This is a genomic window from Corynebacterium sp. CCM 9204, from assembly GCF_041357695.1.
Taxonomy (GTDB): domain Bacteria; phylum Actinomycetota; class Actinomycetes; order Mycobacteriales; family Mycobacteriaceae; genus Corynebacterium.
Genome location: NZ_JAUERX010000001.1, coordinates 697,020 through 721,123 on the forward strand (window position 1 = coordinate 697,020; position 24,104 = coordinate 721,123).

Annotated in this window: 26 protein-coding genes and 5 tRNA genes; 23 read left to right on the forward strand and 8 right to left on the reverse strand. The window is 59.0% G+C overall.

The window, feature by feature from the left end:
• The first annotated feature begins 3 nt into the window (after positions 1 to 3).
• Genes QWU43_RS03050 through QWU43_RS03060 form a run of 3 tightly spaced genes read left to right on the forward strand, consistent with a single transcriptional unit; the run spans position 4 to position 2,718 of the window.
• Complete coding sequence (locus QWU43_RS03050; RefSeq protein WP_370914042.1) at positions 4 to 945, forward strand: ABC transporter permease; 942 nt, start codon at positions 4 to 6, stop codon at positions 943 to 945.
• 10 nt (positions 946 to 955) lie between these two features.
• Positions 956 to 1,966: an iron chelate uptake ABC transporter family permease subunit gene (locus QWU43_RS03055; protein WP_370914043.1), complete on the forward strand. Its 1,011-nt coding sequence runs from the start codon at positions 956 to 958 to the stop codon at positions 1,964 to 1,966.
• A complete protein-coding gene (locus tag QWU43_RS03060; protein ID WP_370917085.1) occupies positions 1,963 to 2,718 on the forward strand; it encodes an ABC transporter ATP-binding protein in 756 nt (251 codons plus the stop codon). The genes QWU43_RS03055 and QWU43_RS03060 overlap by 4 nt, the downstream gene beginning before the upstream one ends.
• An 11-nt stretch (positions 2,719 to 2,729) precedes the next feature.
• On the opposite strand, the gene QWU43_RS03065 is transcribed toward QWU43_RS03060, so the two are convergent.
• Positions 2,730 to 3,368, reverse strand: a complete 639-nt coding sequence (locus QWU43_RS03065; protein WP_370914045.1) for a DUF3000 domain-containing protein — start codon at positions 3,366 to 3,368, stop codon at positions 2,730 to 2,732.
• A 185-nt stretch (positions 3,369 to 3,553) separates the two neighbouring features.
• Here QWU43_RS03065 and hemQ point away from each other — a divergent pair, with 185 nt between their 5' ends.
• Positions 3,554 to 4,255, forward strand: a complete 702-nt coding sequence (gene hemQ, locus QWU43_RS03070; RefSeq protein ID WP_370914046.1) for a hydrogen peroxide-dependent heme synthase — start codon at positions 3,554 to 3,556, stop codon at positions 4,253 to 4,255.
• Positions 4,256 to 4,309: 54 nt separating this feature from the next.
• Here the strand turns inward: hemQ and msrB are convergent, their stop codons facing one another.
• The 7 genes from msrB to QWU43_RS03105 form a co-directional block, all read right to left on the reverse strand.
• Entirely contained in the window at positions 4,310 to 4,729 is a 420-nt protein-coding gene (gene msrB, locus QWU43_RS03075; RefSeq protein WP_370914047.1) for a peptide-methionine (R)-S-oxide reductase MsrB, read from the reverse strand.
• Positions 4,726 to 6,057 carry a glycosyltransferase family 87 protein gene (locus QWU43_RS03080; protein WP_370914048.1) on the reverse strand — a complete coding sequence of 444 codons (1,332 nt, stop codon included), beginning with the start codon at positions 6,055 to 6,057 and terminating at the stop codon, positions 4,726 to 4,728. The genes msrB and QWU43_RS03080 overlap by 4 nt, the downstream gene beginning before the upstream one ends.
• 30 nt (positions 6,058 to 6,087) lie before the next feature.
• Positions 6,088 to 6,855, reverse strand: a complete 768-nt coding sequence (locus QWU43_RS03085) for a pyrimidine reductase family protein (RefSeq protein WP_370917086.1) — start codon at positions 6,853 to 6,855, stop codon at positions 6,088 to 6,090.
• A 71-nt stretch (positions 6,856 to 6,926) separates the two neighbouring features.
• Positions 6,927 to 7,002, reverse strand: a tRNA-Gly gene (locus tag QWU43_RS03090).
• Positions 7,003 to 7,033: 31 nt separating this feature from the next.
• Positions 7,034 to 7,105 (reverse strand) — tRNA-Val (locus tag QWU43_RS03095).
• Between the two features lie 13 nt (positions 7,106 to 7,118).
• Positions 7,119 to 7,192 (reverse strand) — tRNA-Cys (locus QWU43_RS03100).
• A gap of 30 nt (positions 7,193 to 7,222) precedes the next feature.
• Positions 7,223 to 7,295 (reverse strand) — tRNA-Gly (locus QWU43_RS03105).
• Between the two features lie 367 nt (positions 7,296 to 7,662).
• Between QWU43_RS03105 and QWU43_RS03110 the strand changes: the two genes are divergently transcribed.
• The 19 genes from QWU43_RS03110 to yajC all read left to right on the forward strand — a co-directional run bounded on the left by QWU43_RS03110 (position 7,663) and on the right by yajC (position 24,049).
• Positions 7,663 to 7,734: transfer RNA gene (locus QWU43_RS03110), tRNA-Val, on the forward strand.
• Positions 7,735 to 8,055: 321 nt separating this feature from the next.
• Positions 8,056 to 8,655, forward strand: a complete 600-nt coding sequence (locus QWU43_RS03115; RefSeq protein ID WP_370914050.1) for a copper resistance CopC family protein — start codon at positions 8,056 to 8,058, stop codon at positions 8,653 to 8,655.
• Between the two features lie 7 nt (positions 8,656 to 8,662).
• Positions 8,663 to 9,265 (forward strand): copper chaperone PCu(A)C, encoded by a 603-nt coding sequence (locus tag QWU43_RS03120; protein ID WP_370917087.1) that lies wholly within the window; start codon positions 8,663 to 8,665, stop codon positions 9,263 to 9,265.
• A 113-nt stretch (positions 9,266 to 9,378) separates the two neighbouring features.
• The gene (locus tag QWU43_RS03125) at positions 9,379 to 10,680 is read left to right on the forward strand and encodes a Dyp-type peroxidase (protein ID WP_370917088.1); all 1,302 of its coding nucleotides are present in this window, start codon (positions 9,379 to 9,381) and stop codon (positions 10,678 to 10,680) included.
• Between the two features lie 310 nt (positions 10,681 to 10,990).
• The gene (thrS, locus tag QWU43_RS03130) at positions 10,991 to 12,976 is read left to right on the forward strand and encodes a threonine--tRNA ligase (RefSeq protein WP_370914053.1); all 1,986 of its coding nucleotides are present in this window, start codon (positions 10,991 to 10,993) and stop codon (positions 12,974 to 12,976) included.
• Positions 12,948 to 13,559: an HIT domain-containing protein gene (locus QWU43_RS03135; RefSeq protein ID WP_370914054.1), complete on the forward strand. Its 612-nt coding sequence runs from the start codon at positions 12,948 to 12,950 to the stop codon at positions 13,557 to 13,559. The genes thrS and QWU43_RS03135 overlap by 29 nt, the downstream gene beginning before the upstream one ends.
• A complete protein-coding gene (pgsA, locus tag QWU43_RS03140) occupies positions 13,552 to 14,196 on the forward strand; it encodes a phosphatidylinositol phosphate synthase (RefSeq protein WP_370914055.1) in 645 nt (214 codons plus the stop codon). The genes QWU43_RS03135 and pgsA overlap by 8 nt, the downstream gene beginning before the upstream one ends.
• 17 nt (positions 14,197 to 14,213) lie before the next feature.
• Positions 14,214 to 15,200: a phosphatidylinositol mannoside acyltransferase gene (locus tag QWU43_RS03145; protein WP_370917089.1), complete on the forward strand. Its 987-nt coding sequence runs from the start codon at positions 14,214 to 14,216 to the stop codon at positions 15,198 to 15,200.
• A complete protein-coding gene (locus tag QWU43_RS03150) occupies positions 15,197 to 16,321 on the forward strand; it encodes a glycosyltransferase family 4 protein (protein ID WP_370914057.1) in 1,125 nt (374 codons plus the stop codon). The genes QWU43_RS03145 and QWU43_RS03150 overlap by 4 nt, the downstream gene beginning before the upstream one ends.
• Positions 16,315 to 16,779, forward strand: coding sequence for a hypothetical protein (locus QWU43_RS03155; RefSeq protein ID WP_370914058.1), 465 nt, complete (start codon positions 16,315 to 16,317; stop codon positions 16,777 to 16,779). Before QWU43_RS03150 ends, QWU43_RS03155 begins: the two co-directional genes overlap by 7 nt.
• A 125-nt stretch (positions 16,780 to 16,904) precedes the next feature.
• Positions 16,905 to 17,801, forward strand: coding sequence for a pyridoxal 5'-phosphate synthase lyase subunit PdxS (pdxS, locus tag QWU43_RS03160; protein ID WP_370914059.1), 897 nt, complete (start codon positions 16,905 to 16,907; stop codon positions 17,799 to 17,801).
• An 85-nt stretch (positions 17,802 to 17,886) separates the two neighbouring features.
• A complete protein-coding gene (locus tag QWU43_RS03165) occupies positions 17,887 to 18,426 on the forward strand; it encodes a hypothetical protein (protein ID WP_370914060.1) in 540 nt (179 codons plus the stop codon).
• Positions 18,427 to 18,560: 134 nt separating this feature from the next.
• Positions 18,561 to 19,439: an acyl-CoA thioesterase gene (locus QWU43_RS03170; RefSeq protein ID WP_370917090.1), complete on the forward strand. Its 879-nt coding sequence runs from the start codon at positions 18,561 to 18,563 to the stop codon at positions 19,437 to 19,439.
• Entirely contained in the window at positions 19,439 to 20,029 is a 591-nt protein-coding gene (gene pdxT / locus QWU43_RS03175) for a pyridoxal 5'-phosphate synthase glutaminase subunit PdxT (RefSeq protein ID WP_370914062.1), read from the forward strand. Before QWU43_RS03170 ends, pdxT begins: the two co-directional genes overlap by 1 nt.
• Positions 20,030 to 20,224: 195 nt before the next feature.
• Complete coding sequence (locus tag QWU43_RS03180) at positions 20,225 to 20,986, forward strand: YebC/PmpR family DNA-binding transcriptional regulator (protein ID WP_370914063.1); 762 nt, start codon at positions 20,225 to 20,227, stop codon at positions 20,984 to 20,986.
• A 207-nt stretch (positions 20,987 to 21,193) separates the two neighbouring features.
• Positions 21,194 to 21,784: a crossover junction endodeoxyribonuclease RuvC gene (ruvC, locus tag QWU43_RS03185; protein ID WP_370914298.1), complete on the forward strand. Its 591-nt coding sequence runs from the start codon at positions 21,194 to 21,196 to the stop codon at positions 21,782 to 21,784.
• A complete protein-coding gene (gene ruvA, locus QWU43_RS03190; protein ID WP_370917091.1) occupies positions 21,781 to 22,380 on the forward strand; it encodes a Holliday junction branch migration protein RuvA in 600 nt (199 codons plus the stop codon). The genes ruvC and ruvA overlap by 4 nt, the downstream gene beginning before the upstream one ends.
• Before the next feature lie 57 nt (positions 22,381 to 22,437).
• Positions 22,438 to 23,541 (forward strand): Holliday junction branch migration DNA helicase RuvB, encoded by a 1,104-nt coding sequence (ruvB, locus tag QWU43_RS03195; protein WP_370917092.1) that lies wholly within the window; start codon positions 22,438 to 22,440, stop codon positions 23,539 to 23,541.
• Between the two features lie 82 nt (positions 23,542 to 23,623).
• The gene (gene yajC / locus QWU43_RS03200; protein WP_370917093.1) at positions 23,624 to 24,049 is read left to right on the forward strand and encodes a preprotein translocase subunit YajC; all 426 of its coding nucleotides are present in this window, start codon (positions 23,624 to 23,626) and stop codon (positions 24,047 to 24,049) included.
• Positions 24,050 to 24,104: the final 55 nt, after the last annotated feature.

Sequence of the window (24,104 nt, forward strand, 5' to 3'; positions counted from 1 at the left end):
GGGATGAAATTCAACTCAACGACGCTGCTGCTTCCAGCGATCCTGGTGCTGGCAGCATTGTCTGCTCTCAGTCTGTTCGTCGGCGTTGCCGACTCAGATTGGCGCATCATGGTTGTCTCGCGGATACCGCGTACCGTCGCCATAGTGCTCTCGGGTGCGACGATCGCGGTGGCGGGGCTTCTCGTGCAGTTACTGGCCAGGAACCGCTTCGTGGAACCATCGACTGTCGGTACCACTGAGTCAGCGGCACTCGGGTTACTCCTCGTCACCCTCTTCTTTCCGGCGGCACCGATCGGATGGAAGATGACGGCAGCATCGTTGACCGCTCTAGCCGGAACCGCGCTGTTCCTCGGCGCGATTCGGCGGATCCCCAACCCCGGACTATTCACCGTTCCACTGGTTGGTATCATGCTCGGTAGCGTCATCGGAGCAGTCGCGACGTTCATTGCCTATAATTACGGCCTCCTCCAATCCCTCGGCTCCTGGCAGTTGGGTAGCTACGCAGGGGTTTTACGTGGCCGTTATGAGCTGCTGTGGATCATCGGTGTGCTCGTGATCGTCAGTTACGCGGCAGCGGACCGTTTCACACTTCTGGGACTTGGGCGTTCCTACGCCGTGAACGCGGGCGTCAATGCTCGTGCCGTGGAGACGTTCGGCCTCGCAGTCGTATCGGTGGTCTCCGCTGTGACAGTAACCGTTGTGGGGGCTATCCCGTTTCTTGGTCTCGTTGTCCCGAACCTCGTGAGTGCGGTGATGGGGGACAACACCAGGCGGTCTCTGCCCTGGGTAGCGTTAATCGGAGCGATGATGTGCATGGTCTGCGACCTTGTCGGACGCACGATCCGGTTCCCTTATGAAATGCCCGTCGGCACGGTGATGGGAGTCATCGGCGCTGCTGTTTTCCTGGTGATCCTATTCCGGAGGAATTCCCGTGTCCGTAGCTGACAATTCATCGATGACGAACACTCGGTCCGTCATCGATGAACAACGAGAACGGCGTCGTAAGGCTGATCGTTCCCGAATTCTCCTTGTCGTGGGCCTCATGTCTCTGGCCACCGCAGGTGTTGTTTTCTCCCTCACCTGGGATCTCCCGTCTGCATGGAAATTCGTACTCAAACTCCGGTTGTCGGCGGTCGCTGGCCTCGTCATCGTGGGGGTGGCGATCGGAGCCTCCACCGTTGTCTTCCAGACGATTACGGCCAACAAGATCCTCACTCCGGCGCTCATGGGCTTCGACAGTCTCTACCTCCTTATCCAGACGATCATCGTGTACTGGTTGGGGGTGATGTTCTTCTCGACAACTCCGTCGGTCGTGATGTTCTTCGTTAACACGGCCATCATGGTCGGTTTTTCACTATTTCTCTTCTCGGTTGTCTTCGTGGGCGGGCGGACCTCCATCGACCTGTTGCTGCTCATCGGAATCGTGGTGGGCGTTTTGTTCCGTTCCCTGTCCGCGCTGCTGCAGCGGATGCTCGACCCTGGTGAATACCAGGTGTTGCAGGACGTCTTCTTCGCGACATTCTCCGTGGTGGACAAGCATCTGCTGCCGTGGGCTGCCGTTGTCACCGTCGTGTGCGTCGGTATTTTCCTGGGTCGGCGCAGGCAGCTCGACGTACTGCTCCTCGGGAGGGAGACTGCAGTATCCCTCGGGGTCAATCACCGACGTGAAGTGATCATCGCACTCGTCCTCTGCTCCATCCTGGTGAGCGTCTCTACTTCTCTCGTCGGCCCAGTGACCTTCTTCGGCCTGCTCGTGGCCAACCTTGCGTACCTGCTTGTCCGCAGTGACAGGCACGGATGGACCATCCCGGTCGCTTCTGCCCTCGGTGTGGTGTTCCTCGTGGTGGGCCAGTGGGTCCTCGGCAAGCTGTTTTCCTTTGAAACCTCCCTCTCGGTGATAATCGAGTTTGCTGGCGGAATTCTGTTCCTCTACCTTCTGCTGTCAAAGAAAGGCCTGGGCCGTTGATTCGAATCGCCGGTGTGACCAAGAAATACGACTCCAACACGGTTGTTAACGATGTCAGCGTGGACATCCCAACGGGAGGCGTGACCAGTGTGATTGGGCCCAATGGGGCCGGTAAATCGACTTTGCTCGGAATTATCAGCAGATTGATTCGGGCGGACGGCGGAACCGTGAGTGTCGACGGGCATGATGTCAGGTCAACTCCCTCCCGAAAGCTCGCGCAGATCCTGTCCGTCCTTCGCCAGGAGAATCGGGTCGCTGTTCGACTTACCGTCCGTGACCTCGTCGCTTTCGGTCGGTTTCCCCATAGCGCCGGACAAATGACGCAGCGAGATGAGGAAGCCATACAACGTGCGTTGGAGTATCTGGAACTGGAGGAGTTCTCCGAACGTAACCTCGATGAACTATCCGGTGGGCAGCGCCAACGGGCATTTGTCGCGATGGTGCTGGCCCAGGAAACCGACTATATATTGCTCGATGAGCCATTGAACAACCTCGATATCAAGCACTCTTTGGCGATGATGAAACTGCTGCGGCGGACAGCGGAGGAATTGGGCCGCACAGTTGTCGTCGTGATTCACGACATTAACTTCGCTGCAGCCTATTCCGACTGGATCATCGCAATGAAGAATGGATCCCTCGTGCATAGTTGTACCCCAGAAGAACTCATGACTACCGAAAACCTGGCATCACTCTATGACGTTGACCTCACTGTCACCGAGGTGTGCGGGAGACCCGTCGCGATGTACTTTTGACTGCTCCAGATTCATAAGTGGGGCCTGGAGCTCCGCTGACTCAGTGGAATGACACCCTCGGGGGGAAGACCGGCGACATGACACAGTAACTCACTGAATGCGGCGACGTGCTCGGTCAAGTCGTTGCCGACCGCTGTCCATGACGCACGCATCTCCACTTGGAATGCGCGGGGTGGACCGCCGATTTCACCGAAGCGGACGGATGCAGTGGAGGTGACGGTCCCGCCGAGGTTCGTATGAGAGGCATCACAGTGGGCGAGTGATTCTTTCAACCAGTCCCATGCGACATCGGGCAGTAATGGGTCGCCGGCCACGGAGTCGTCCATGTCAGCCTGAATGTAGGCGACCAGACGCATCTTGCCGTCCCAGCTTTCTTCAGCTCCGGGATCGTGAAGGAGGATCAATCTGCCGAATGCGTCCCCTTCGCTCTCTGCGGTGATGTCTCCATTCGTGGAGCGTTCGATCTCGAGTCCGATCGCATGACTGTACGGGGCTAGCCGTTGCGGCGGCCGGATGGTTCCCAGGGACACCTCCGGACGTAGACGGGCCCGGTGCATGGATTCGACAGCGTCGTTGAACATCTGCGGAGCGCCGGTGTCGGCCGATGTCCCGGCGGGGGCGGGATGCTGGGGAGCTTCGGAGTCGGTCACGGGTTTCAACCTAACGCCGCAAAACCTTATGGTTGGGGAGGCGCGCCGAGGGGGCGGTCACGCCCTCCGGTGGGTATCCAACTTATGATGGATGGCAGTGCTCGCCGGTGAATACATGATGCCGACGACGTTTCACCGGTGGTTCCGTTTCGGGGCCACCCCACCACGAAAGGAGCTCGAATACCGTGGCTCAGCGCAAGGATTTCGAGAGACTCAACTCGATGCAGCAGTACTCCCAGTTCGCCACCTTCCGGATCATTCCGGGGGCGCTCGGGGATGATCGCTCTCAAGCGATTGTCGACACCAGGGAGTTCTTCCAGAAACTCGAGGACAGCGCTGTCACGGTCCGGGGAATCTACGACATTTCCGGACTGCGTGCTGAGGCCGACGTCATGATCTGGTGGCATGCGGAAGAAATCGAGGATATCCAGCGGGCTTACAACGATTTTCGTCGTACGACGACGCTCGGCCGGTGTACCGAGGCTTTCTGGACGGGAACCGCGCTGCATCGCCCGGCAGAGTTCAACAAGTCCCATCTCCCGAGTTTCATCATGGGGGAGGACCCAGGCCGGTGGATCTCCGTCTATCCGTTCGTCCGTTCCTATGACTGGTATCTGTTGGATGATGCGGAGCGCCGGAAAATCCTTGTCGAACACGGTATGGCGGCGCGGGACTTCCCCGATGTGCGTGCCAACACAGTACCTGCATTCTCCCTGGGGGACTATGAGTGGATCCTCGCGTTCGAGGCACCAGAGATGCACCGCATCGTGGATCTGATGTACCGCATGCGCTACACGGAAGCACGTCGGCATGTCCGGGAGGAGATTCCGTTCTTCTCCGGTAGACGTGTCGATGATGTCGAGGAGATCATCGCGGTTCTTCCCTGATCCGTGTCGATGCCCGCCCAATCCCGTACCGGGAAAGGCGGGCATCTGTGGTTCTCAGGATTCGTCGAGAGGTTTCTCCTCGAGGCTGAGACAGATTGAGTTGATGCAGTAGCGCTGATCCGTCGGTGTGTCGTATCCCTCACCTGTGAACACATGTCCCAGGTGGGAATCGCATGCTGCGCAGAGTACTTCGACGCGGGGTCGCCCGGGTAGTGAGTTATCCGCACGCTCGATCACCCGATCCGCAGCGAGGGGTGAAAAAAACGCGGGCCAGCCACAGTGAGCGGAGAACTTCTCGGTTGACCGGAATAGTTCGGTACCGCATGCACGGCAGGAATAGACGCCCTCAGTGACCGTGTCCGTATATTTCCCTGTGTGGGGAGCTTCGGTTCCTCCCTGCCGCAAAACCCTGTATTCCTCGGCAGAGAGCCGTTTGCGCCACTGGTCATCGGGGATGAGGGTGAAGTCGGTCATCGTTCCTGCGCTTCGCTTTCTTCTCGGGGGTGGTGGGCTGAATCAGTTGTGGTGGGGGATGGGACCGTGGTTCCTGGTGGTTCAGATGCCACTGCAGCTCGCCCGTTCCTTTCCTGCCACCACCAGATGACAGATGCCACGGATATAGTCAACACAATGAGTGCCCAACCGATGGTCGGTTTGAGATAGTGGATCGCGCGGCCAGCATCGATCCACTCATCGGAGAACCATACATCTGCGGACAAGAAACAGTACACAGCAATCCATGCGACGGGAGAGTGCATTGGGGAGCGTCGGAGTAGAACGGTGAACAGCAGCGGAAACAACAGCATCGAGTAGTACATCTGTCCGAGAGAGGACAGCAGGAACACGCCTGCTAGAAGCAAACCCGAGGTCGTCGTAAGCCAGAGCAGAGGATCGGAGTAGCGCCAGCGAAGAAGAACGAACGTCCCTACCGTGACGCAGCCCGCGAAGAACAGGAACCAGAACTTCTCCTGCCACCATGGCATGCCGTAGTAGGTGGCGATACCCGGGAGTGAACTGTTTGCGTAGTCCCTGACCTCTCCGAGATAGGGCATCGTACGGGTGATGTAATCGGTCGCGCCGGGGACAATTGGCCAGGCGATCGCGTTGATGATCGCAGGGAGAAGTACGCCGATGGCGACGGTACGCCAGTTCAGCTTCACCAGGGGGAGAAATAGCAGGGGTGCGAAGATCGGTTTGATGAGGATCGCCATCCCGATCAGAATGCCAGCGGCCCACCTGTGTTCGTGCAGCAGGCAGTAGAGGTAGGCGGCTAGTGCGAGAAGGAGTATCCCGTTGATGTTAGAGAAGACAAGGGTGTTCCGGACAGCTTCGGTGAGAAACGTGAAGAACACCGCTCCGGGGAAAACCACTGAAGACAAGGCATACCCGAACATTCTCGTCAGTACTGCGAGTCCCGCCACGATCGCACCAGCGTTGATGCAGATGAACCACATCCGGGCGGAATCGAAATCTGTGAGCATCCCCAGCGGGGACAACACCAACGTGGCTCCCGGAGAATACAGATAATGTGGATCGACATAGTGGTAGACCTCGTTGTAGATCGGCACCCCCTCATGGAAACGGCGAAGTGCGTAGTAGACCGTGGAGAAATCATCGGTCACGGATCCGTTGACGGAGAGGATCAGAATGCGGTGGATGATCAGCATCACCGACAATGGCCAGAAGACCACTCGACCGATACCGTCGAAACCGGTGGTCCGTGGGGTCGGGGAGGTTGCGGGTGCGCGCTCACCCGGGGAGATCCAGAGTGTTGTCAAACGGGATTGGGCTAGGTCAGTCACTGCACCACCATACCGCGGAAACAGCCCTGCTCAGGGAGTGGGACCAGGGTGTCTCGTGTGGTAACGAAGAAAGACGCATCCGTCTTTCGTCGCCTGCATGTCCGCTAGCTCAAGTTGGTGCTGCTCTGGTTCCCCTCCTAGATCCTCGGGGGGCGACGAAATGAGCGGAGGGGCGGCGGGCAGCGTGAGACTCGGGTCGATGGTGACGTGATGGATATCTGTCAGTCCCGCACGAACGAGTTGCCCGAGCAAGCATGCTCCGCCCTCGCAGAGAATCCTCCGATGGCCGAGTCGACGTAGTGTCTCCATGATTTTTCGCGCATCACCATCCCCAATCGAGAAGATCTGGGCTCCCGTCCCCCTAATCATTTCCCGCGAATCGGTGAGTGCAGGATCGGTGTAGGACGATTCCGGGGTGAGTATGAGCGGCGGGATACAGGTGTCGGCGAACAGTCTGGAATCAGGGGACAGAGCTAAGGATCGGCTCACGACGGCGAGAGGGGGAACCTCACCGCGTCCCTCCTTCGCGCGTCGTAAACGGGTATCAGTATCCACCACGACACCCCCGTAGTTCTCTGAACGGACGGTCTCGGCACCTACGAGAACAACGTCGCTCCAACGGCGTAGTGCCAGAAGCAGCTCGGTGTCCGTGGCATTTCCGATGGCACGGGAACTGCCGCCGATCGCTGTGGCGCCGGTGAGTGTCATGGCGGATAACGCGCGTACCTGATCTTGGTGAGGATCGGCGATTGGTCCGATCAGGAGTTCGGGTTCCAGAAAATCGGAAAGGGGGATCATGTCCTTGAGGATACGGAGCTCCTACTATACAGGAAGAGGGGCATCCCGGATTTAACCGAGATGCCCCTCTTTGGAGCGGATGACGAGATTCGAACTCGCGACCCTCACCTTGGCAAGGTGATGCGCTACCAACTGCGCTACATCCGCACACACATTTTTAGGAGTTGTGTGACTCCGGTGCGCGATACTGGGATCGAACCAGTGACCTCTTCCGTGTCAGGGAAGCGCTCTCCCGCTGAGCTAAACGCGCAAGACTTTGAAGCTGGAGGTGGAAACGGGAATCGAACCCGTGTGCACGGTTTTGCAGACCGTTGCCTCACCACTCGGCCATTCCACCGTGGTTGTTCAGGTACGAAAACCATACCAGAGCGGATGACGAGATTCGAACTCGCGACCCTCACCTTGGCAAGGTGATGCGCTACCAACTGCGCTACATCCGCATCGCAACATACTCCGGATCAGGAATCCGGTGTGGTGCGTTTTCAAACTCTAGCCCTATCCGGTTCCGTGCACAAATCCCCAGTTAAGCTGTGTTGGGGGATGGGGATCGAGCCGTTGTTCGGACGGGTGTGTGGAGTCCAGCGCTCCTTGATGTGGGTTTTGGTCCGCCCTTCCGGGATGTTCTGGTGGTCAAGACTTGCTCCCGGAGCCGGGATCATTTTCTATGGCCTTATGGCCGTCCGTGCCCATTTAGACTGGTAATTGTCCGTTCAAGCAGGCGATTAGGTCTATGGTTTAGGGTCGTGTTAACTTCTGTGTGGAAGACGGTTACTTCTTTTCTTCAGTATCGTCACCATTATGTTTTGAGGTCCCATGGCTCAGTGGAAGAGCGTTCCGTTCACACCGGAAAGGTCGCTGGTTCGATCCCAGCTGGGACCACAAATGAACCGCCCATGCGCACTACCTGCCTCGGGCGGTTTTTCATTTGCCGGGTCTGCCGTGTGGCATGGTCCGGGGAGAAGGGCAGAGCGCTGCTTTCGATGACGGGTTAGATTTGTGGCCGGAGGGTCATTCATGAGGTTTCCGTTGTTCCTGATTCGGGCGAATCCGAAGCTGGCGGGAACTTCCGGGGAACGGCAGCCGACTAGTCTAAGAGGCTGCCGTGAAAATCGGGGCCGATCACGTTCCGGCATGTGGGTTCCAGTGGTGCTGGATGGTGATTTACCCCGGAAAATCCAACAGAATCCCAGGGAGTTGAATGTGAGACAGCAGTCCGAACACCAGTGCCGTCGTGGCATGGGGCGCGCCATTTCAGCGCTTTGTGCGTCCGTGATCATCCTTGGTGCACAGTCTGGCCTCGGACCTGCGTGGTCGGAAACCCGGGCGGTTGCACATGACGTCGTAATCAACTCAACCCCTGCTGATGGGGCAACGGTGGAAGTGTTTCCGCGTGAGATAATTCTGGAGTTCTCCGGTATTCCCCGGGACAGTTTCAATACCGTTGCAGTGAGCGATACTGAGACCTCGACTGTCCTTTTCAGTGATGAGCCGGCCCTCGAAGACCAGATTGTTCGGGTGGCGGTTCCCGATGACATCACTCCGGGGCCCGGCGAATATACCGTGGGATTCCAGATCACCTCATCCGATGGGCACGCTACCCGTGGCAGAACCACGTTCACCGTTTCGGATGAAGGCGTCCCGTCGGAGGATCTGCTGGCGTCGGAGTCTAATCTGGGGGATTCCGCACGGCCCGGTTCCGCGGAATCCTCAACCCCGTATCTTCCCGGTATCGCGATCGGTGCCGGGCTCCTGCTCCTCGTGATCGTCGGTGCAGGACTGATCCTCAAGAAGAGAAAGTGAGTCCACCATGAACACCCGTACCCTAACCCGTGCAACCGTCGCTACCCTCGCCTCTGCGAGTCTTATCCTTGCCGGCTGCTCCGATTCCACGAAGGAGTCCGTGGATGATGCGACTTCAGCCGTTACTTCTGCCGCTGCTGAAGTTGGTGAAGACGTCAAGGAAGAAGTAGCTGATGCTGTGACGGAAGTGGCGTTGCACCTCGAAGACGGTTACGTTAGAGCCATCCCGGAGAACTCCGGGATGACCGCTGTTTTTGGGGTTCTGGAAAACCGAACCGACCGGGACATCACCCTGGTCGGATTCACCACTTCGCTCGATGACGCGGATTACGAGATCCATGAGGTCGTTGATGGCACGATGCGGGAAAAGGACGGCGGAATCAAGATCAAGGCGGGCGGGAAGCACATCCTGGAACCTGGCGCCGACCATCTGATGATCCTCAACCATGATAGGGCCATTGAAGCGGGATCCACCATCAATGTCATTCTCGAGTTGTCGGATGGCACGAAGGTGACGGTGAAGGATGTGCCGGTTCGCGCGATCGCAGCAGGTGAAGAAGATTATGCATCGCACGGAGACCACGGTATGAAACATGGTGATGATAGTTAGGCAAGGAACTGACGGGGGGGCCGGCGGTATTTCCGGGGGGGGGGGGGCACCTCACGTGTCACTGAATTTCTACACCTCAGCCTTATCATCCTGAAAGTCCGGTGAGATACCCGATGTCACCAGATCACCCATCCTGCCCTGTACCGCGTTCCCTGACCCGTCGCGGTTTTCTCGCGGGTTTGTCCGCAGGTGCTGCCGGGGTGGGGTTAGCCGCCTGCTCTCCGGAAACTCGCTCGGATCTGGGGCCCGAGGTTATTCCTCCAGGTGATCGTGAGATCGGGGATGCTCGTCCTGGAAATGAGACCGTGATGTTTGACGGTGAGCACCAGGCGGGTATAGCCACGCCGTTCCAGGCGCACCTCAACCTGGTGGCGTTCACCTTCGTTGAGGGCGCTGACCGGGGTTCGGCCAGACGACTGATGCGACTCTGGACGGAAGACGCTCGTCGGCTCTGCCGGGGGCAGACACCACTCGGTGACCTCGAACCCGAAATGGCGGATACACCAGCGAACCTGACGGTAACCTGTGGTTTCGGGGCCAGGTTCTTCGACGTCATTGGACGTCCCGAAGCGAAACCCGGTTGGCTCGGAGCATTGCCAGCTTTTTCGCGCGACCAACTCGAGGAAAAATGGGGTGAGGCTGACGTTGTTCTCCAGATCTGTTCCAACGACCCGGTGACGTTATCGCACGCTACTCGTCACCTGATCAGAGCCGGTGTCGACTATGTCACCGTGAGGTGGTTCCAACAGGGTTTTCTCAACTCTGACGGAAGACGTCCGGACAATGCGACCCCCCGTAATCTGTTCGGGCAGAAGGATGGCACGGTGAATCCCCGTACCGAAGAAGAGTTCGACGATATCGTTTGGATCGATGAAGGGCCCGAATGGTTGTACGGAGGTACCGCTCTCGTCGTCCGCCGTATAGCCATGAACCTCGATGAGTGGGAGATTCTGGACAGGACTTCCCGTGAGGTGGTGATGGGCCGGACACTCGAAAGTGGGGCACCGTTAACCGGAAGTGACGAATTTGATGCCCCGGACTTCGGAGCCAGGGACTCTTACGGGTTGCCGGTCATTGATCCGGCAAGTCACGTCGCGCGTTCGACCAATCCGGTGGACGAGCCGTATCAGAAGATCAGGAGGCGGGCCTTCAACTACGATCTTCCCCCGGAACCCGGGAGCGGACAAAGTTCGAATGCGGGTCTTGTCTTCATCTGCTTCCAGAAGAACCCGCTCGATCAGTTTGTGCCCATTCAACAGCGTCTCGATGAGAAGGATCGGTTGAACCAGTGGATCGTTCACGTCGGGTCCGCCGTATTCGCTTGTCCGCCCGGGGTCCAGGAGGGCAAGCCAGGTGACGGACGAACCCAGGGGGGCCGAGATCTCTACTGGGGAGCCGCGCTCCTCGAAGAATGAGACGGCGGGTTAAGATGATGGCTGACAGTTTGGCCGTTCCGCCTCGTTCGCTCCGCCACGCAGAAGTGTACGGAGTTCAGGTGGTCCGGCATTGGCCCACCTGACGCCCTGGCGACGGGCCCGCCCGGCACTGGTGAATTCCGGTGCCTGACGTTACTGTTCCACCACCGTGAACGGGATCCGGCCAGGTATGCCGGTTCCGCCGATCGCAAGAAGGAGCGCGACCAGCATCGTGTGCAACACAGACAAATCAAACGCCGGATCTCATCCGTCTATCCGAGTTTCCGCAGGTACCGCAGTAGGTGTAGCAATGCGTGAACTGGACCTTCCCAATAAGGGGGCGGATGCCGTCGTCTGCGTCGCTGATGCGGACGGCACGCTCTTTGATCTCTCTCATGTCCCGGACACCGATACGGTGTTTTCACCCGTTGCAGCGAATACCGAGGCTGGGAGGTCGGTTATCCGGCACTCCTGCGCCCATGTTCTCGCGCAGGCCGTGCAGGCTGAGTTTCCCGGTACAAAGCTGGGGATCGGCCCCGCGATCACGGGAGGTTTCTACTACGACTTCGATGCAGCAGAACCTTTCACCCCCGACGATCTCCGAACCCTGGAGAAGCGGATGAAGAAGATCATCAAGTCGGGTCAGAAGTTCGAACGTAGGGTTTTCCCGACACTTGACTCCGCCCGAGAGGCTCTCGCTGAGGAGCCTTATAAGCTGGAGCTGATCCAGGACAAGGGATCTGTCGACCCTGATTCCGATGAGGCGACAGAGGTGGGATCCGGCGAGCTGACAGGCTACTACAACGTGAATCCCCGGACCGGTGAACCTGAGTGGTATGATCTTTGCCGTGGTCCACACGTGCCTACGACACGGTATATCCCAGCCTTCGCATTGACCCGTAGTTCCGCGGCCTACTGGCGGGGAGATCAACGCAATGCCGGTCTCCAGCGTATCTATGGTACCGCTTGGGAGAGCCGGGAGGCACTTGAGGCGTACCAGACCATGCTCGCGGAGGCGGAGAAGCGGGATCACCGAAGGCTCGGCACCGAACTCGATCTCTTCAGTTTCCCGGACGACATCGGGTCCGGATTCCCTGTCTTCCATCCGAACGGTGGCATTGTCCGACTCGAGATGGAGGAGCATTCACGGCGTCAGCACATCAACGCTGGATATAGTTTCGTGAATACACCACACCTGACCAAGGGGGAGTTGTTCGCCAAATCCGGGCACCTCGATTTTTACGCCGACGGGATGTTCCCACCCATGCAGTTGGACGGAGAAACTGACGCGGATGGAAACGTCACCAAACAACCGCAGGACTACTACGCGAAACCTATGAACTGCCCGATGCACAACCTCATCTTCGCGTCGCGTGGGCGAAGTTACCGTGAGCTGCCGTTGCGTCTGTTCGAATTCGGGACTGTCTACCGATACGAGAAATCCGGGGTCATTCACGGACTCACCCGTGCCCGTGGGTTCACCCAAGATGACGCACACATCTACTGCACCGATGACCAGCTCGAAGCAGAACTCACAACGGTTCTCGAGTTCGTGATCTCGCTGTTGCGAGACTATGGTCTGGATGACTTCTACCTCGAACTCTCAACGAGGGATGCAGAGAAGAGTGTCGGATCCGACGAGATCTGGGCGCGCTCCACGGAAATCCTCGAACGGGTGGCTCACAACTCCGGGTTGGATCTGGTCCCGGATCCCGGTGGAGCGGCATTCTACGGGCCGAAGATCTCGGTCCAGGCTAAGGATGCCATCGGTCGTACCTGGCAGATGTCCACTGTACAGCTCGATTTCAATCTTCCGGAGCGATTCAATCTCGAATACACGGCCTCTGACGGAACCAAGAAACGACCGATCATGATCCACCGAGCGCTGTTCGGTTCCATCGAGCGCTTCTTTGGTGTGCTGTTGGAGCACTATGCGGGTGCCTTCCCTGTGTGGCTGGCACCGCACCAGGTCGTCGGTATCCCGGTGGCGGATGACTTCGCACCGCACCTTGACTCAGTATGCGAAAGGCTTCGGCGTGCTGGTATCCGCGCAGAGGTTGACGAATCGGATGATCGGATGCAGAAGAAGATCCGTAACCACACGACCGGCAAGGTGCCGTTCATGCTCCTAGCGGGTGCCCGCGACGTCGAGGCAGACGCCGTCAGCTTCAGATTCCTGGATGGCAGCCAGGTGAACGGAGTGCCAGTAGAGGAGGCGGTTAATTTGATCGTTTCCTGGGCCCGGGATCGGATCAATGATCAGCCGAATGAGGATCGTCTTGCGGCCCGCCGCTGAGGGAGAGAAGGCGGCGGCTGACGGAATCGTCGTCGACAGTGGCCTGGGGAACCCCGACCATCTGCAACGTCTCTGGGCTCCGTACCGCATGGCCTACATCGCGGATCCCGGTGCAGGTGGGCGCGCTGCTGATGGAAGAGTCTCTGATCCTTTTCTCCGGATTCCTGAACTCGACGACGAGGAAGGCCTGATCATCGCCCGTGGTTCATTCGTGTACTGCGTGTTGAATCTCTACCCGTATAATTCCGGGCACATGATGGTCGTTCCCTACCGTAAGGTGGCGAATCTCGAGGACCTCACCCCAGAAGAATCGAAGGAGTTGATGGTGTTCGCGCAGACCGCGGTCAAAACCGTGAAGGCGGTTTCCGGTCCGGATGCCATCAACGTCGGTCTGAATCTCGGCAGGGCATCCGGAGGATCGGTGGCTGATCACCTGCACATGCACATTGTTCCGAGGTGGGCCGGTGACTCAAATTTCATGACGGTCATTGACGGAACGAAGGTTCTGCCGCAGCTTCTGCGTGACACGAGAAGACTTCTCGCGGATGCCTGGGTGACCCCTTTGGGAGGCGGGGATGCTTAGCGCACGCGGTCGACGTCCGGCCGCTGTCGTCGTCGAACCTGTCGCCCGGGTGATGCTCAGGTTAGGTCTCACCCCAAACACGATCACCGTTGTCTCGGCGACCCTGGCTATTGCCCTGTCCGTGATTCTGATTCCCACGGGTCACCTGTTCGCCGCTGCTGTGCTTACGGGTCTGTTCTCTGCGTTTGACATGATCGACGGGACGATGGCCCGAATGCGGGGTGGAGGAACGAAGTTCGGTGCTACATTGGACGCCACCTGTGACCGGATCACCGACGGTGCATTCTTCGGTGCCGTAACCTGGTGGCTCATCTACACGCACCAGGCTGCTGGCTCGGTGGTTGCTGCGTCGTTGGTCGTTTTGGTCGGTTCCCAGGTTATCTCCTACGTGAAGGCGAGAGGAGAAGCATCCGGTCTGCGCATCGTCGGGGGACTCATCGAACGCCCCGAACGTCTGATCATCGGACTGCTGGGTATCGGATTGACCGGGCTCGGTGTTCCCTGGGCGATTGAGATCTCGATCTGGGTGCTCGCCGTTGGTACGGTCCTCACAGTCGTGCAGCGGCTCCGCTTCGCTTCACGTTCGTCAAATGCTTCAGATCGAACAGCCCCGCCCACAGGAGCGCGAACCTACTAGGTCGAGGAGACAGACACATGGACGGCAACCACGCTGATCGATGTTGGCCCGGGAACTTTCGCCGCCCGAGGTGTGATCTCATTGAAGCGGTGCTCTCCGGTGATCCTGCCGCGGTGGGGTACCTGCTCGGGTGGCGGGTCGTCCGTTGGCTTCCGGCTCCGATTGCGCGAGCGCTCTTCACCTTCGGAGCGGATCTCGCGTCGGGAGGGGGGCGTGGTATGGAACAGCTCCGTGCGAACCTGACCAGAGTTGTAGGTGCGGAGAACGTGACCCGTGACCTCGTTCGAGCTTCGGTTCGTTCCTATGCACGTTACTGGCTTGAGGCGTTTCGGTTGCCGGTCCTGGCGAAGCGCCGGGATCTCTTGGCGGAACTCGCCCCCAATGTGGTTGGACTCCGTACGTTGGATGCGGCGGTGGCCTCGCCACGGGGCCTGATTTTGGTATTGCCACACTCCGGAAACTGGGACATGGCGGGGCTCCTGATGGTGCAACGGTACGGCAGCTTCACCACAGTAGCGGAGCGGTTGAAACCCGAGGTGCTGTATGACGCCTTCGTGCGGTTCCGTACGACACTCGGATTCGAGGTGTTGCCGTTGACCGGTGGGCCCCCACCTTTCCCCATTCTCCGAGATCGACTCCAGTCTGGTGGGATCGTCTGCTTGATGGGGGAGCGAGACCTAAAACACACGGGGGTGACAGTCAACTTCTTCGGTGAGTCGGCCCGGATGCCGAGCGGTGCCGTTCGGCTTGCCCGGGATACCGGTGCCGCTCTGCATGTCGCACACAGTTACTTCACCTCCGATGGGTGGGGGTTCAGTGTCTCCGATGAAATCATCGTCGGCGAGGATATCGATGCGGCCGTGCAGAAGATGGCGGACATCTTTGCGGCTAACATTGCCGCCTACCCCGCTGACTGGCACATGCTCCAGCCGCAGTGGAACGCCGATCTTGATGCTGATCGCCTTGCACGCGGACTTCAGCGTAAGGCCGGGCAGTCGCAATGAGGATAGGAGTCGTTTGTCCGTATTCATTTGATGAACCTGGTGGAGTCCAGGCTCACATTATCGATGTTGCACATCGTTTTATCGATTCCGGGCACCATGTCGAGGTGATCGGGCCTTGTTCCGCAGACACTGAGGTACCTGATTTCGTCATCCGTGGGGGCCGAAGCTTCCCGTTCCGCTACAACGGGTCCGTCGCTAGGCTGTCATTCGGCCCCTGGGTGAACCGCAGGTTGCGGCAGTTTATCCGGAACGGGCATTTCGATGTCCTGCACATCCATGAACCCAACTCCCCGAGTTTCTCAATGTCGGCGCTTCGTCTCGCGGAGGGGCCGATAGTTGCCACCTATCATGCTTCATCGTCAGGATCACGTCTTCTTCGTCTCGCTATGCCCCTGCTCCGGCCGATGCTGGAGAAGATCCGCGGCGGAATCGCGGTGTCTGAGATGGCTCGTCGCTGGCAGGTCGAGCAACTCGGTGGAGACCCGATCCTCATTCCCAATGGGGTCAACACCGCCTTCTTCGAATCTGCGCGTATCGATCATGAACGTGCGGTGGCGGCAGGGAACAGGCCCCGGCGGGAAAATCGACGCCCCGAGATCGTCTTTCTCGGCAGACTCGATGAACCGCGGAAAGGCCTCGACATTCTCCTGCGGGCATTGGCGAAACTAGAACGCGAGGTCCACTGCACGGTGATCGGAGGCGGAACACCCCGGTCCATGGACTCCGTGAGTTTCGTGGGACGCGTCAGCGATGAGGAGAAGGCCGCGATTCTCGGGGCCGCCGACATCTACGTGGCTCCGAATACCGGGGGAGAGTCCTTCGGGATTGTCCTCGTCGAGGCAATGGCTGCCGGAGCTGCCGTGGTGGCCAGCGACCTTGAGGCGTTTGCTGCTGTTTGTGATGTCGAATCCGAGCAACCGTCGGGACTTCTGTTCGCTGTTGGCTCCGATGGTGATCTCGCAGAGAAACTCAGATGTCTCCTGGATGATGAGGATCGGCGACTAGCTCTGATCGCGGCTGGTCACCGGAGAGCGAAAAAGTACGACTGCCAGGCGGTCGCGGACAAGGTTCTCGAAGTCTACCGTACCGTCGATGATGGATCAGGGGTGCGTCTGTGCTGATCATATGGGTAACTCTGGCGGTCATCGTGACCGCATTCGCGTGCTGGTGTTATTTCACGGCGCAACGGCTCAACCGGCTGCACATAGGGACGGATGCGGCACTGTCGAGTCTACAAGCGGCCCTCGATAGGCGTGCGGATCTCGTGGGGGTTCTCACCCCGGGGGCAGAGGCTGATGCGCGGCAGGCGATCGACGTTCCACTTCTTCCCGGGAGTTTCACGGAACGGGCGCAACTGGAGCACCGCATCAGTGCCCACATGAGGAACATGGAGGGAGATCCCCCGGAACTTCTGGAGCGCGCGGTGTTTCGGGTGGACACGTCCTACCGCTTCTACAACGACTATGTGACCCGCACGAGGGCGCTGCGCACCCGGCCGCTCGTGCGGCTCATGAGGCTTGGTGGGACGGCACCTCTCCCAGAGTATTTCGCGCTTTCTCTCAATGACAGCGAGAGCTGAGCCCAGGGCCATCCCGGGCGGTGGTGAAAGTAAGTCGACCTGTTGTGTACCTCGAAGGGTCTTCCGTTCTACTATGAGCGGGTACTTTCCAGGACCCACCCCGCATACAGGAGACGGAAAACGCAGTGAGCAACAACGAACCAACCCGAGGCACAGCACGAGTCAAACGCGGTCTCGCAGAAATGCTCAAAGGCGGCGTGATCATGGACGTCGTTACACCGGAGCAAGCCAAGATCGCCGAGGATGCCGGTGCCACCGCAGTCATGGCCCTCGAACGGGTTCCCGCGGATATTCGCGCCCAGGGGGGCGTGTCCCGCATGTCAGATCCCGACATGATTGAGGGCATCGTCGAGGCCGTTTCCATTCCGGTGATGGCTAAGGCACGTATCGGTCATTTCGTGGAAGCACAGGTTCTCCAATCGCTCGGGGTGGATTTCATCGACGAGTCCGAGGTGCTCACACCCGCCGATTACGCGAATCACATCGACAAGTTCGGGTTCACCGTGCCGTTCGTGTGTGGTGCGACGAATCTCGGTGAGGCGCTCCGGCGTATCAACGAGGGAGCAGCGATGATCCGGTCCAAGGGGGAAGCGGGTACTGGCGACGTATCCAACGCGGTCACCCACATGCGTACCATTCGTGCGGAGATCAAGCGCCTGTCCTCCATGGCTGAAGATGAGCTCTACGTCGCCGCCAAGGAACTTCAGGCACCCTACGAGCTTGTTCGCGAGGTCGCGGAGACTGGTGCCCTCCCCGTCGTCCTCTTCACCGCCGGTGGAATCGCCACCCCCGCTGATGCCGCGATGATGATGCAGCTCGGAGCAGATGGTGTGTTCGTGGGCTCCGGAATCTTCAAGTCCGGTAATCCCGCCGAGCGTGCCCGCGCTATCGTCCAAGCAACCCAGAACTACGAGGATCCGGCGACCATCGCAAGGGTGTCCCGTGGTCTCGGTGAGGCCATGGTCGGGATCAATGTGGATGAAATTCCGCAGCCTCACCGACTTGCCGAACGTGGGTGGTGAAGGATCCTGAGATGGGTGTGACCGCCCGTCCGTGGGACTACACTGGGATCAAAGCACCGTTCATTTTCAGCAGGAGGTTTCGTTCATGGCTAACCGCAGCCGTATCTACGCCGCGTCAGCGCCCGAGGGTGGTGACCGCATCCTGCTGGGGCAGCATGCTGACGGCGTTCCGCTGGTTTTCAAGATCCTGTTGAGTTCCGAACCTGCACTGGTCACGGAGACTGATTCCGTGGTGTTCGCCGGAGAGTTTGCAGGGGGTGTTCAACGCTTGGAGAGGTTCCTCGAGGATCTTGGCCCGGGTTCCGGTGCTGGATTGGACCGCGGGGAACTGCGGCGTAGCGCGGAAACCGCCAGAATGGTGTTGCACAGCAAGCGGCTCCGAAACTGCCGTTATGTCATCCTCGACTGTGCTGACGGAGCCTGCGGCTTTTCCGTGGATGAACTGTTGACGGAGCTCCGCAACATCAACGACACCATCGACTCCGATCCGATCCTTGTGGGGGACCGTGCATCAAGTCTGTCCGAGCTTCTGCATAATCAGTCGCTCGTTGCACCGCAGGATGCTGAAGCCGGAAGTCGGCGGGTGTCGGAGATTGGTCTTTCCAGTATTGGCGCGGCCGTGTAGTTTCAAGCGTTTTCGGGCCTTTTGGAACTGAATTTCACCGTTCCGGGGCCCGATCCGCGTTTTATTCAGGCCCCACGTCGCCCTGGGAAACGGGTGTGCCGGGTTAGTCGGTGTCGAGGAGCAAAAGCAGGATCATGGCCAGAATAAACCGGGTCCTTGATCTGGAGCAGATCGAGAGGGACCTGTTCCGGGGAACCGTGATCGAGTCCGCACTGCTCCGTACCTTTGGTGGTCAGGTCGCTGCACAGGCACTCGTGGCGGCGACCCGGACGGTGGATGACGGGTTCGCGGTGCACTCGCTCCACGGTTATTTCGTATCCGCCGGGAGATCTGACCGCCCCACGATTTTTCTCGTTGATCGTATCCGGGATGGGAGAAGCTTCTGCTCCCGCCAGGTCAGGGCAATTCAGAGTGGGCAGCCGATCTTCATCATGTCGGCTTCCTTCCATTGCTCAGGTGACCACGGTATTGAGCACTCCGACCAGATGAGGAAAGTTCCTGATCCGGAGGAAATAGTGACGGACGTGTCCAATATGCGGGAATCGATGCGTGCGCTGTTGGCGGAGTGGAGTGATTTCGACATCAGAGTCGTTGATCCAGCCCACTACCAGCACAATCCCTATACTGCGAGTCAACAGGTGGTATGGCTTAGATCGCGGACGCGGTTACCTGACGACGATGTCGCGCACGTCTGCACCCTGGCCTACATGTCTGATATGACCTTGCTCCAGTCAGCGCTGGTGCCGCACCCCGGGGCGGAGGTTCAGGAGGCGTCGCTTGATCATGCGATGTGGTTCCTCCGCCCGTTTCGTGCCGATGAGTGGCTCCTCTACGACCAGGTATCCCCGTCAGCGTCGGGGGGCCGGGCTCTGACTCATGGACGTATCTTCGACCGAGCCGGCAACCTGGTGGCGGTTGTCACTCAGGAGGGATTAGCGCGTACCTTGAGACCGGGAACACAGTCCATCCCCATGTCCACACTGGCCACCAATGAAAGGACATCACCACAGTGATGATCGGGATTCTGGCGCTGCAGGGCGGCGTCAGAGAACATGAGAAGACTCTCGACTGCATAGGTGTCGCGCACCGGCAGATCCGGCGTACGGAACACCTGGAGGGGATCGACGGGCTCATCATTCCGGGTGGAGAATCTACCACGATGTCCAAACTCCTTGATCTCGGAGGGCTTCTGGAGCCGTTACGGAAGCTCCTCGTTGACGGACTTCCCGTCTACGGAACCTGCGCGGGAATGATTCTGTTGGCAAGAGAGGTCCTTGATACCCGCGCAGACGCACATAGCTTCGGCGTACTCGATGTGACGGTACGCCGGAATGCATTCGGCAGGCAGGTCGACTCTTTCGAGACAGACCTTGCATTCGCCGGGATTGAGGGCGCCGTCCACGCCGTCTTCATCCGTGCCCCCTGGGTGGAACGGGTGGGACCCGGTGTCGACGTACTTGCGACCGTCCCGGACGGTCCTGCCGCGGGTGCGGTTGTCGCCGTCCGGTCCGGCACTGTCCTCGCTACGTCATTCCATCCGGAATGCACCGGGGACACGAGGGTACACCAGATGTTCCGGGACATGGTCACGGCCAGCATGTGAAGGAATCGCTATGTGGACCCGGCTCGGGGTGCTGCCATGGTCCGCGTATAATCGGAACGAATCAAACGACGTATTTCAGTGGTGCCGCCGTGTCGTCAGTGACATTGGTGGGAGGGGGCACAGTCCCTCTCGTCATCCGTGATCCGACTCATCGGATGACGGACACAGAGCACCGCACCGAGGAAAGGGTATACGATGTCCGGCCACTCCAAATGGGCGACCACCAAGCACAAGAAGGCCGCCAACGATGCGAAACGCGGTAAGGAATTCGCCAAACTCATCAAGAATATCGAGGTGGCGGCACGTACCGGTGGCGGTGACCCTTCCGCCAACCCGACCTTGGATGACATGATCAAGAAGGCTAAGAAGGCCTCGGTTCCGAACGACAATATTGAGCGTGCCCGCAAACGTGGTTCCGGTGAGGAAGCTGGTGGCGCGGACTGGCAGACGATCATGTACGAAGGCTACGGACCGAATGGTGTCGCGGTGTTGATCGAGTGTCTCACCGACAACCGGAACCGGGCAGCCACCGAGGTTCGGACGCGGATGACCAAGAACGGTGGGTCAATGGCGGATTCCGGTGCGGTCAGTTACCTGTTCAGCAGGAAAGGAATCGTAACCGTGGCTGCCGAGGGGCGCACGGAGGATGATCTCCTCATGGCTGTTCTCGAGGCTGGAATTGATGCGGAGGACGTCACTAAGGTGGGTGACCTCTTCGAGGTTGTTTCCTCTCCCGGAGACATTCCCGCAGTGAAGGATGCACTCATTGCGGCGGATATCCCGGTTGATGACTCTGACAGTGACTTCCGTGCATCGGTTGAGGTGCCGCTCGAAACTGCCGACGCCCGCCGCATATTCAAACTCATCGACGCCCTCGAGGAGTCTGATGACGTTCAGAACGTCTATACCAATATGGATCTTTCGCCCGAGGTTCTGGCGGAACTCGAAGAGGATTAAACCCACCGTCTGGGACAATCGCAGGATCCGCACCCGATTCGCAAGTCTGTGCTAATCTGGGCTGTGGTCCGGCGGCTCCCTCATTCAACCTTGCTCTTCATGGAATGGTCCGCTGGTCATCCGATATCCCCGCCGGATGACTGGGGTGATTCTGCCCGGTACCTACATTGGTAGTGGGGCGCATCGACGGAGGGACCGGTGTCACGGGTGAATCTCGAGGGAATACGAGTGATGGGGATTGATCCGGGACTGACCAGGTGCGGGCTCTCTGTTGTTCAGGCGGGTAGAGGACGTGCGGTTTTCCCGGTATCGGTCGGTGTCGTGCGGACACCGGCTACGGAAGATCTCGCACACCGACTTCTTCGTTTGTCCGTCGCTGTCCGGGAATGGATGGCGGAATATCAACCTGATGTGGTTGCAGTGGAGAGGGTCTTCGAGCGGGGCAACGTCTCTACCGTGATGCATACCGCTCATGCCGTGGGGGTTCTCGTTCTCGCAGCCGCTGAACGAAACATTCCCGTCCACATGTACACCCCCAGCGAGGTGAAGAAGGCCATTTCCGGAAATGGTCGTGCGGACAAGAAACAGATGACCGCGATGATTACCCGAATTCTCGGGCTCTCGGAACCGCCAAAACCGGCTGATGCGGCTGATGCCCTCGCGTTGGCTGTGTGCCACTGCTGGCGGGCACCCATGATTTTCCGGCAGCAACAGGGGCGTGTCGTCGGTAATCATCAAGGAGCAGTCACCGGAGGGACACCTTCCCCGGACAGAGGCAAGAGGAGTTTTTCAGCATGATCGCTTCACTCCACGGAGAAGTCATCGACGTCGGACTCAATACCGCGGTCATCGAGTGTGCCGGAGTGGGGTATCTGTTCACCGCGACCCCGCAGACCCTCGCGACACTGCATAGGGGAGAGCACACCCGGGTACTCACTACGCTGGTTGTCCGTGAAGATGCGATGAACTTGTATGGATTCACCGATCCCGAGAGTCGGGAAATGTTCACGCTCCTGCAGACTGTGTCTGGCCTCGGACCGCGTCTGGCCCTCGCTGCACAATCGGTCTTCGACCCCGGCGAGCTGGCGGTCGCGATCGGTGGAGGTGATGTGCGTGGTTTGCAACGTATCCCTGGTGTCGGTAAGCGCATGGCTGAACGGATGATCGTTGATCTGAAGGACAAAGTCGGAACATACACTGCCGGAGGTGCGCCCGAGAAGACGGAGGTCGTCCCCGGAATGATCATTCCGCAACAGGTGGTCGAAGCGTTGATCGGACTCGGGTTCCCCGAGCGCACCGCAGCGACAGCGGTGAATGCGGTTTCCGAAGAGAACCCAGGACTCGACACCGCCGGTGCACTCCGAGCGGCGCTCGCTCGCCTTGGACGGGCCTGATGCCGCAAGCTGAAGGATTGGAAGTACTCCCGATCTTCGTGGGATTAGGGTGAGGACATGTCCGACATCGAGAAAACCGAGTTTCAGTTACCGGACACCAGAGATGGAGTCAGCGGCCGAGGCCGCCCAGTGGATGCGTCAGTAGCCCCGGATCGGCAACCGGCTGACGGAGACATTGAGACCACCCTGCGTCCTCGTTCCCTGGACGAATTCATCGGACAACCGAAGGTACGCAATCAGTTGGACCTCGTTCTCACTGGAGCGAGGAAACGAGGGGTTGCACCTGATCACGTCCTACTGTCAGGTCCCCCGGGTCTCGGAAAGACGACAATGGCGATGATCATCGCGCAGGAACTCGGCAGTTCCCTCCGGATGACCTCCGGTCCCGCTCTGGAGCGGGCCGGTGATCTCGCGGCCATGCTGTCCAATCTCATGGAAGGGGATGTCCTGTTCATCGATGAGATTCACCGGATGGCGCGGCCTGCGGAGGAAATGCTCTACATGGCGATGGAGGATTTTCGGATCGACGTTATCGTGGGTAAAGGACCCGGAGCCACGTCTATCCCCCTCGAACTGGCACCATTCACTCTGGTTGCCGCGACAACCCGTTCCGGGATGCTGACGGGGCCGTTACGGGACAGGTTCGGCTTTACCGCACAAATGGAGTTCTATGACACCACAGATCTGACGAGGGTGGTGACGCGTGCGGCCCGAATCCTCGGAGTAACCATCGACGCAGATGCCGCCGGCGAGATAGCATCACGCTCCCGGGGTACGCCAAGGATCGCGAACAGGTTGCTGCGACGCGTCCGCGATTTCGCGGAGGTGTACGGTGACGGACACATAGACATCGGTGCCGCACGTGCAGCTCTCGTGGTTTTCGACGTCGATGCAATGGGACTGGACCGGATTGACAGAGCAGTTCTTGATGCACTGATCAGAGGTCACGGTGGTGGCCCGGTTGGGGTGAATACCCTTGCCGTAGCTGTTGGTGAAGAACCCGCGACCGTGGAAGAGGTCTGTGAACCCTACCTAGTCCGGGCCGGGATGATTGCACGCACCGGACGAGGGAGGGTGGCGACGGTAGCTGCGTGGCGTCACTTGGGGCTCCAACCTCCTGAGGGCACACCCGGCATTGAACCTGGGGCGCTTCAGGGCTGATCGGTAAAGGCTACGCTCGTATAGAGCAGACCGCAGACCCGACTGTGCGATTCGAGGTCATGTCTCTGGCATAGTGGTGGACATGGATCTCACCAATATCTTGATATTCGGAGCAATTGCCGCCATCTTCATCATCCCGACCACGATTCAGGCACGCCGTCAGCGTCGTCGCATGGAGGAGATTCAGTCCCTGCAGAACTCCCTGCACGCTGGGGACCGGGTCGTCACAACGTCAGGCGTTCACGGGGTAGTCCGTGGAATGTCTGAGGAACTGGTGGATCTCGAGATCGCAGTGGGGGTGACGATGACCTGGGAACGCAGCGCGATCATCCGGAAGGTGGATACATCGTCGGTGTCCACCGCTGCCGACGGCATGAATTCCAATGAACGATTCTGGGAGGACACGGATGTCCGCACCGATTCAAATGATCGAAACGAGGATGATGAGATTGTCCGCTCGGAGGCCATCGAGCATCCTGATGATGGGACCAGAGGCGAACGGAATTAAACCCGGATATACGGTACGACACTACCCGGATAATCTGGTTATCCTCGCCTAATTC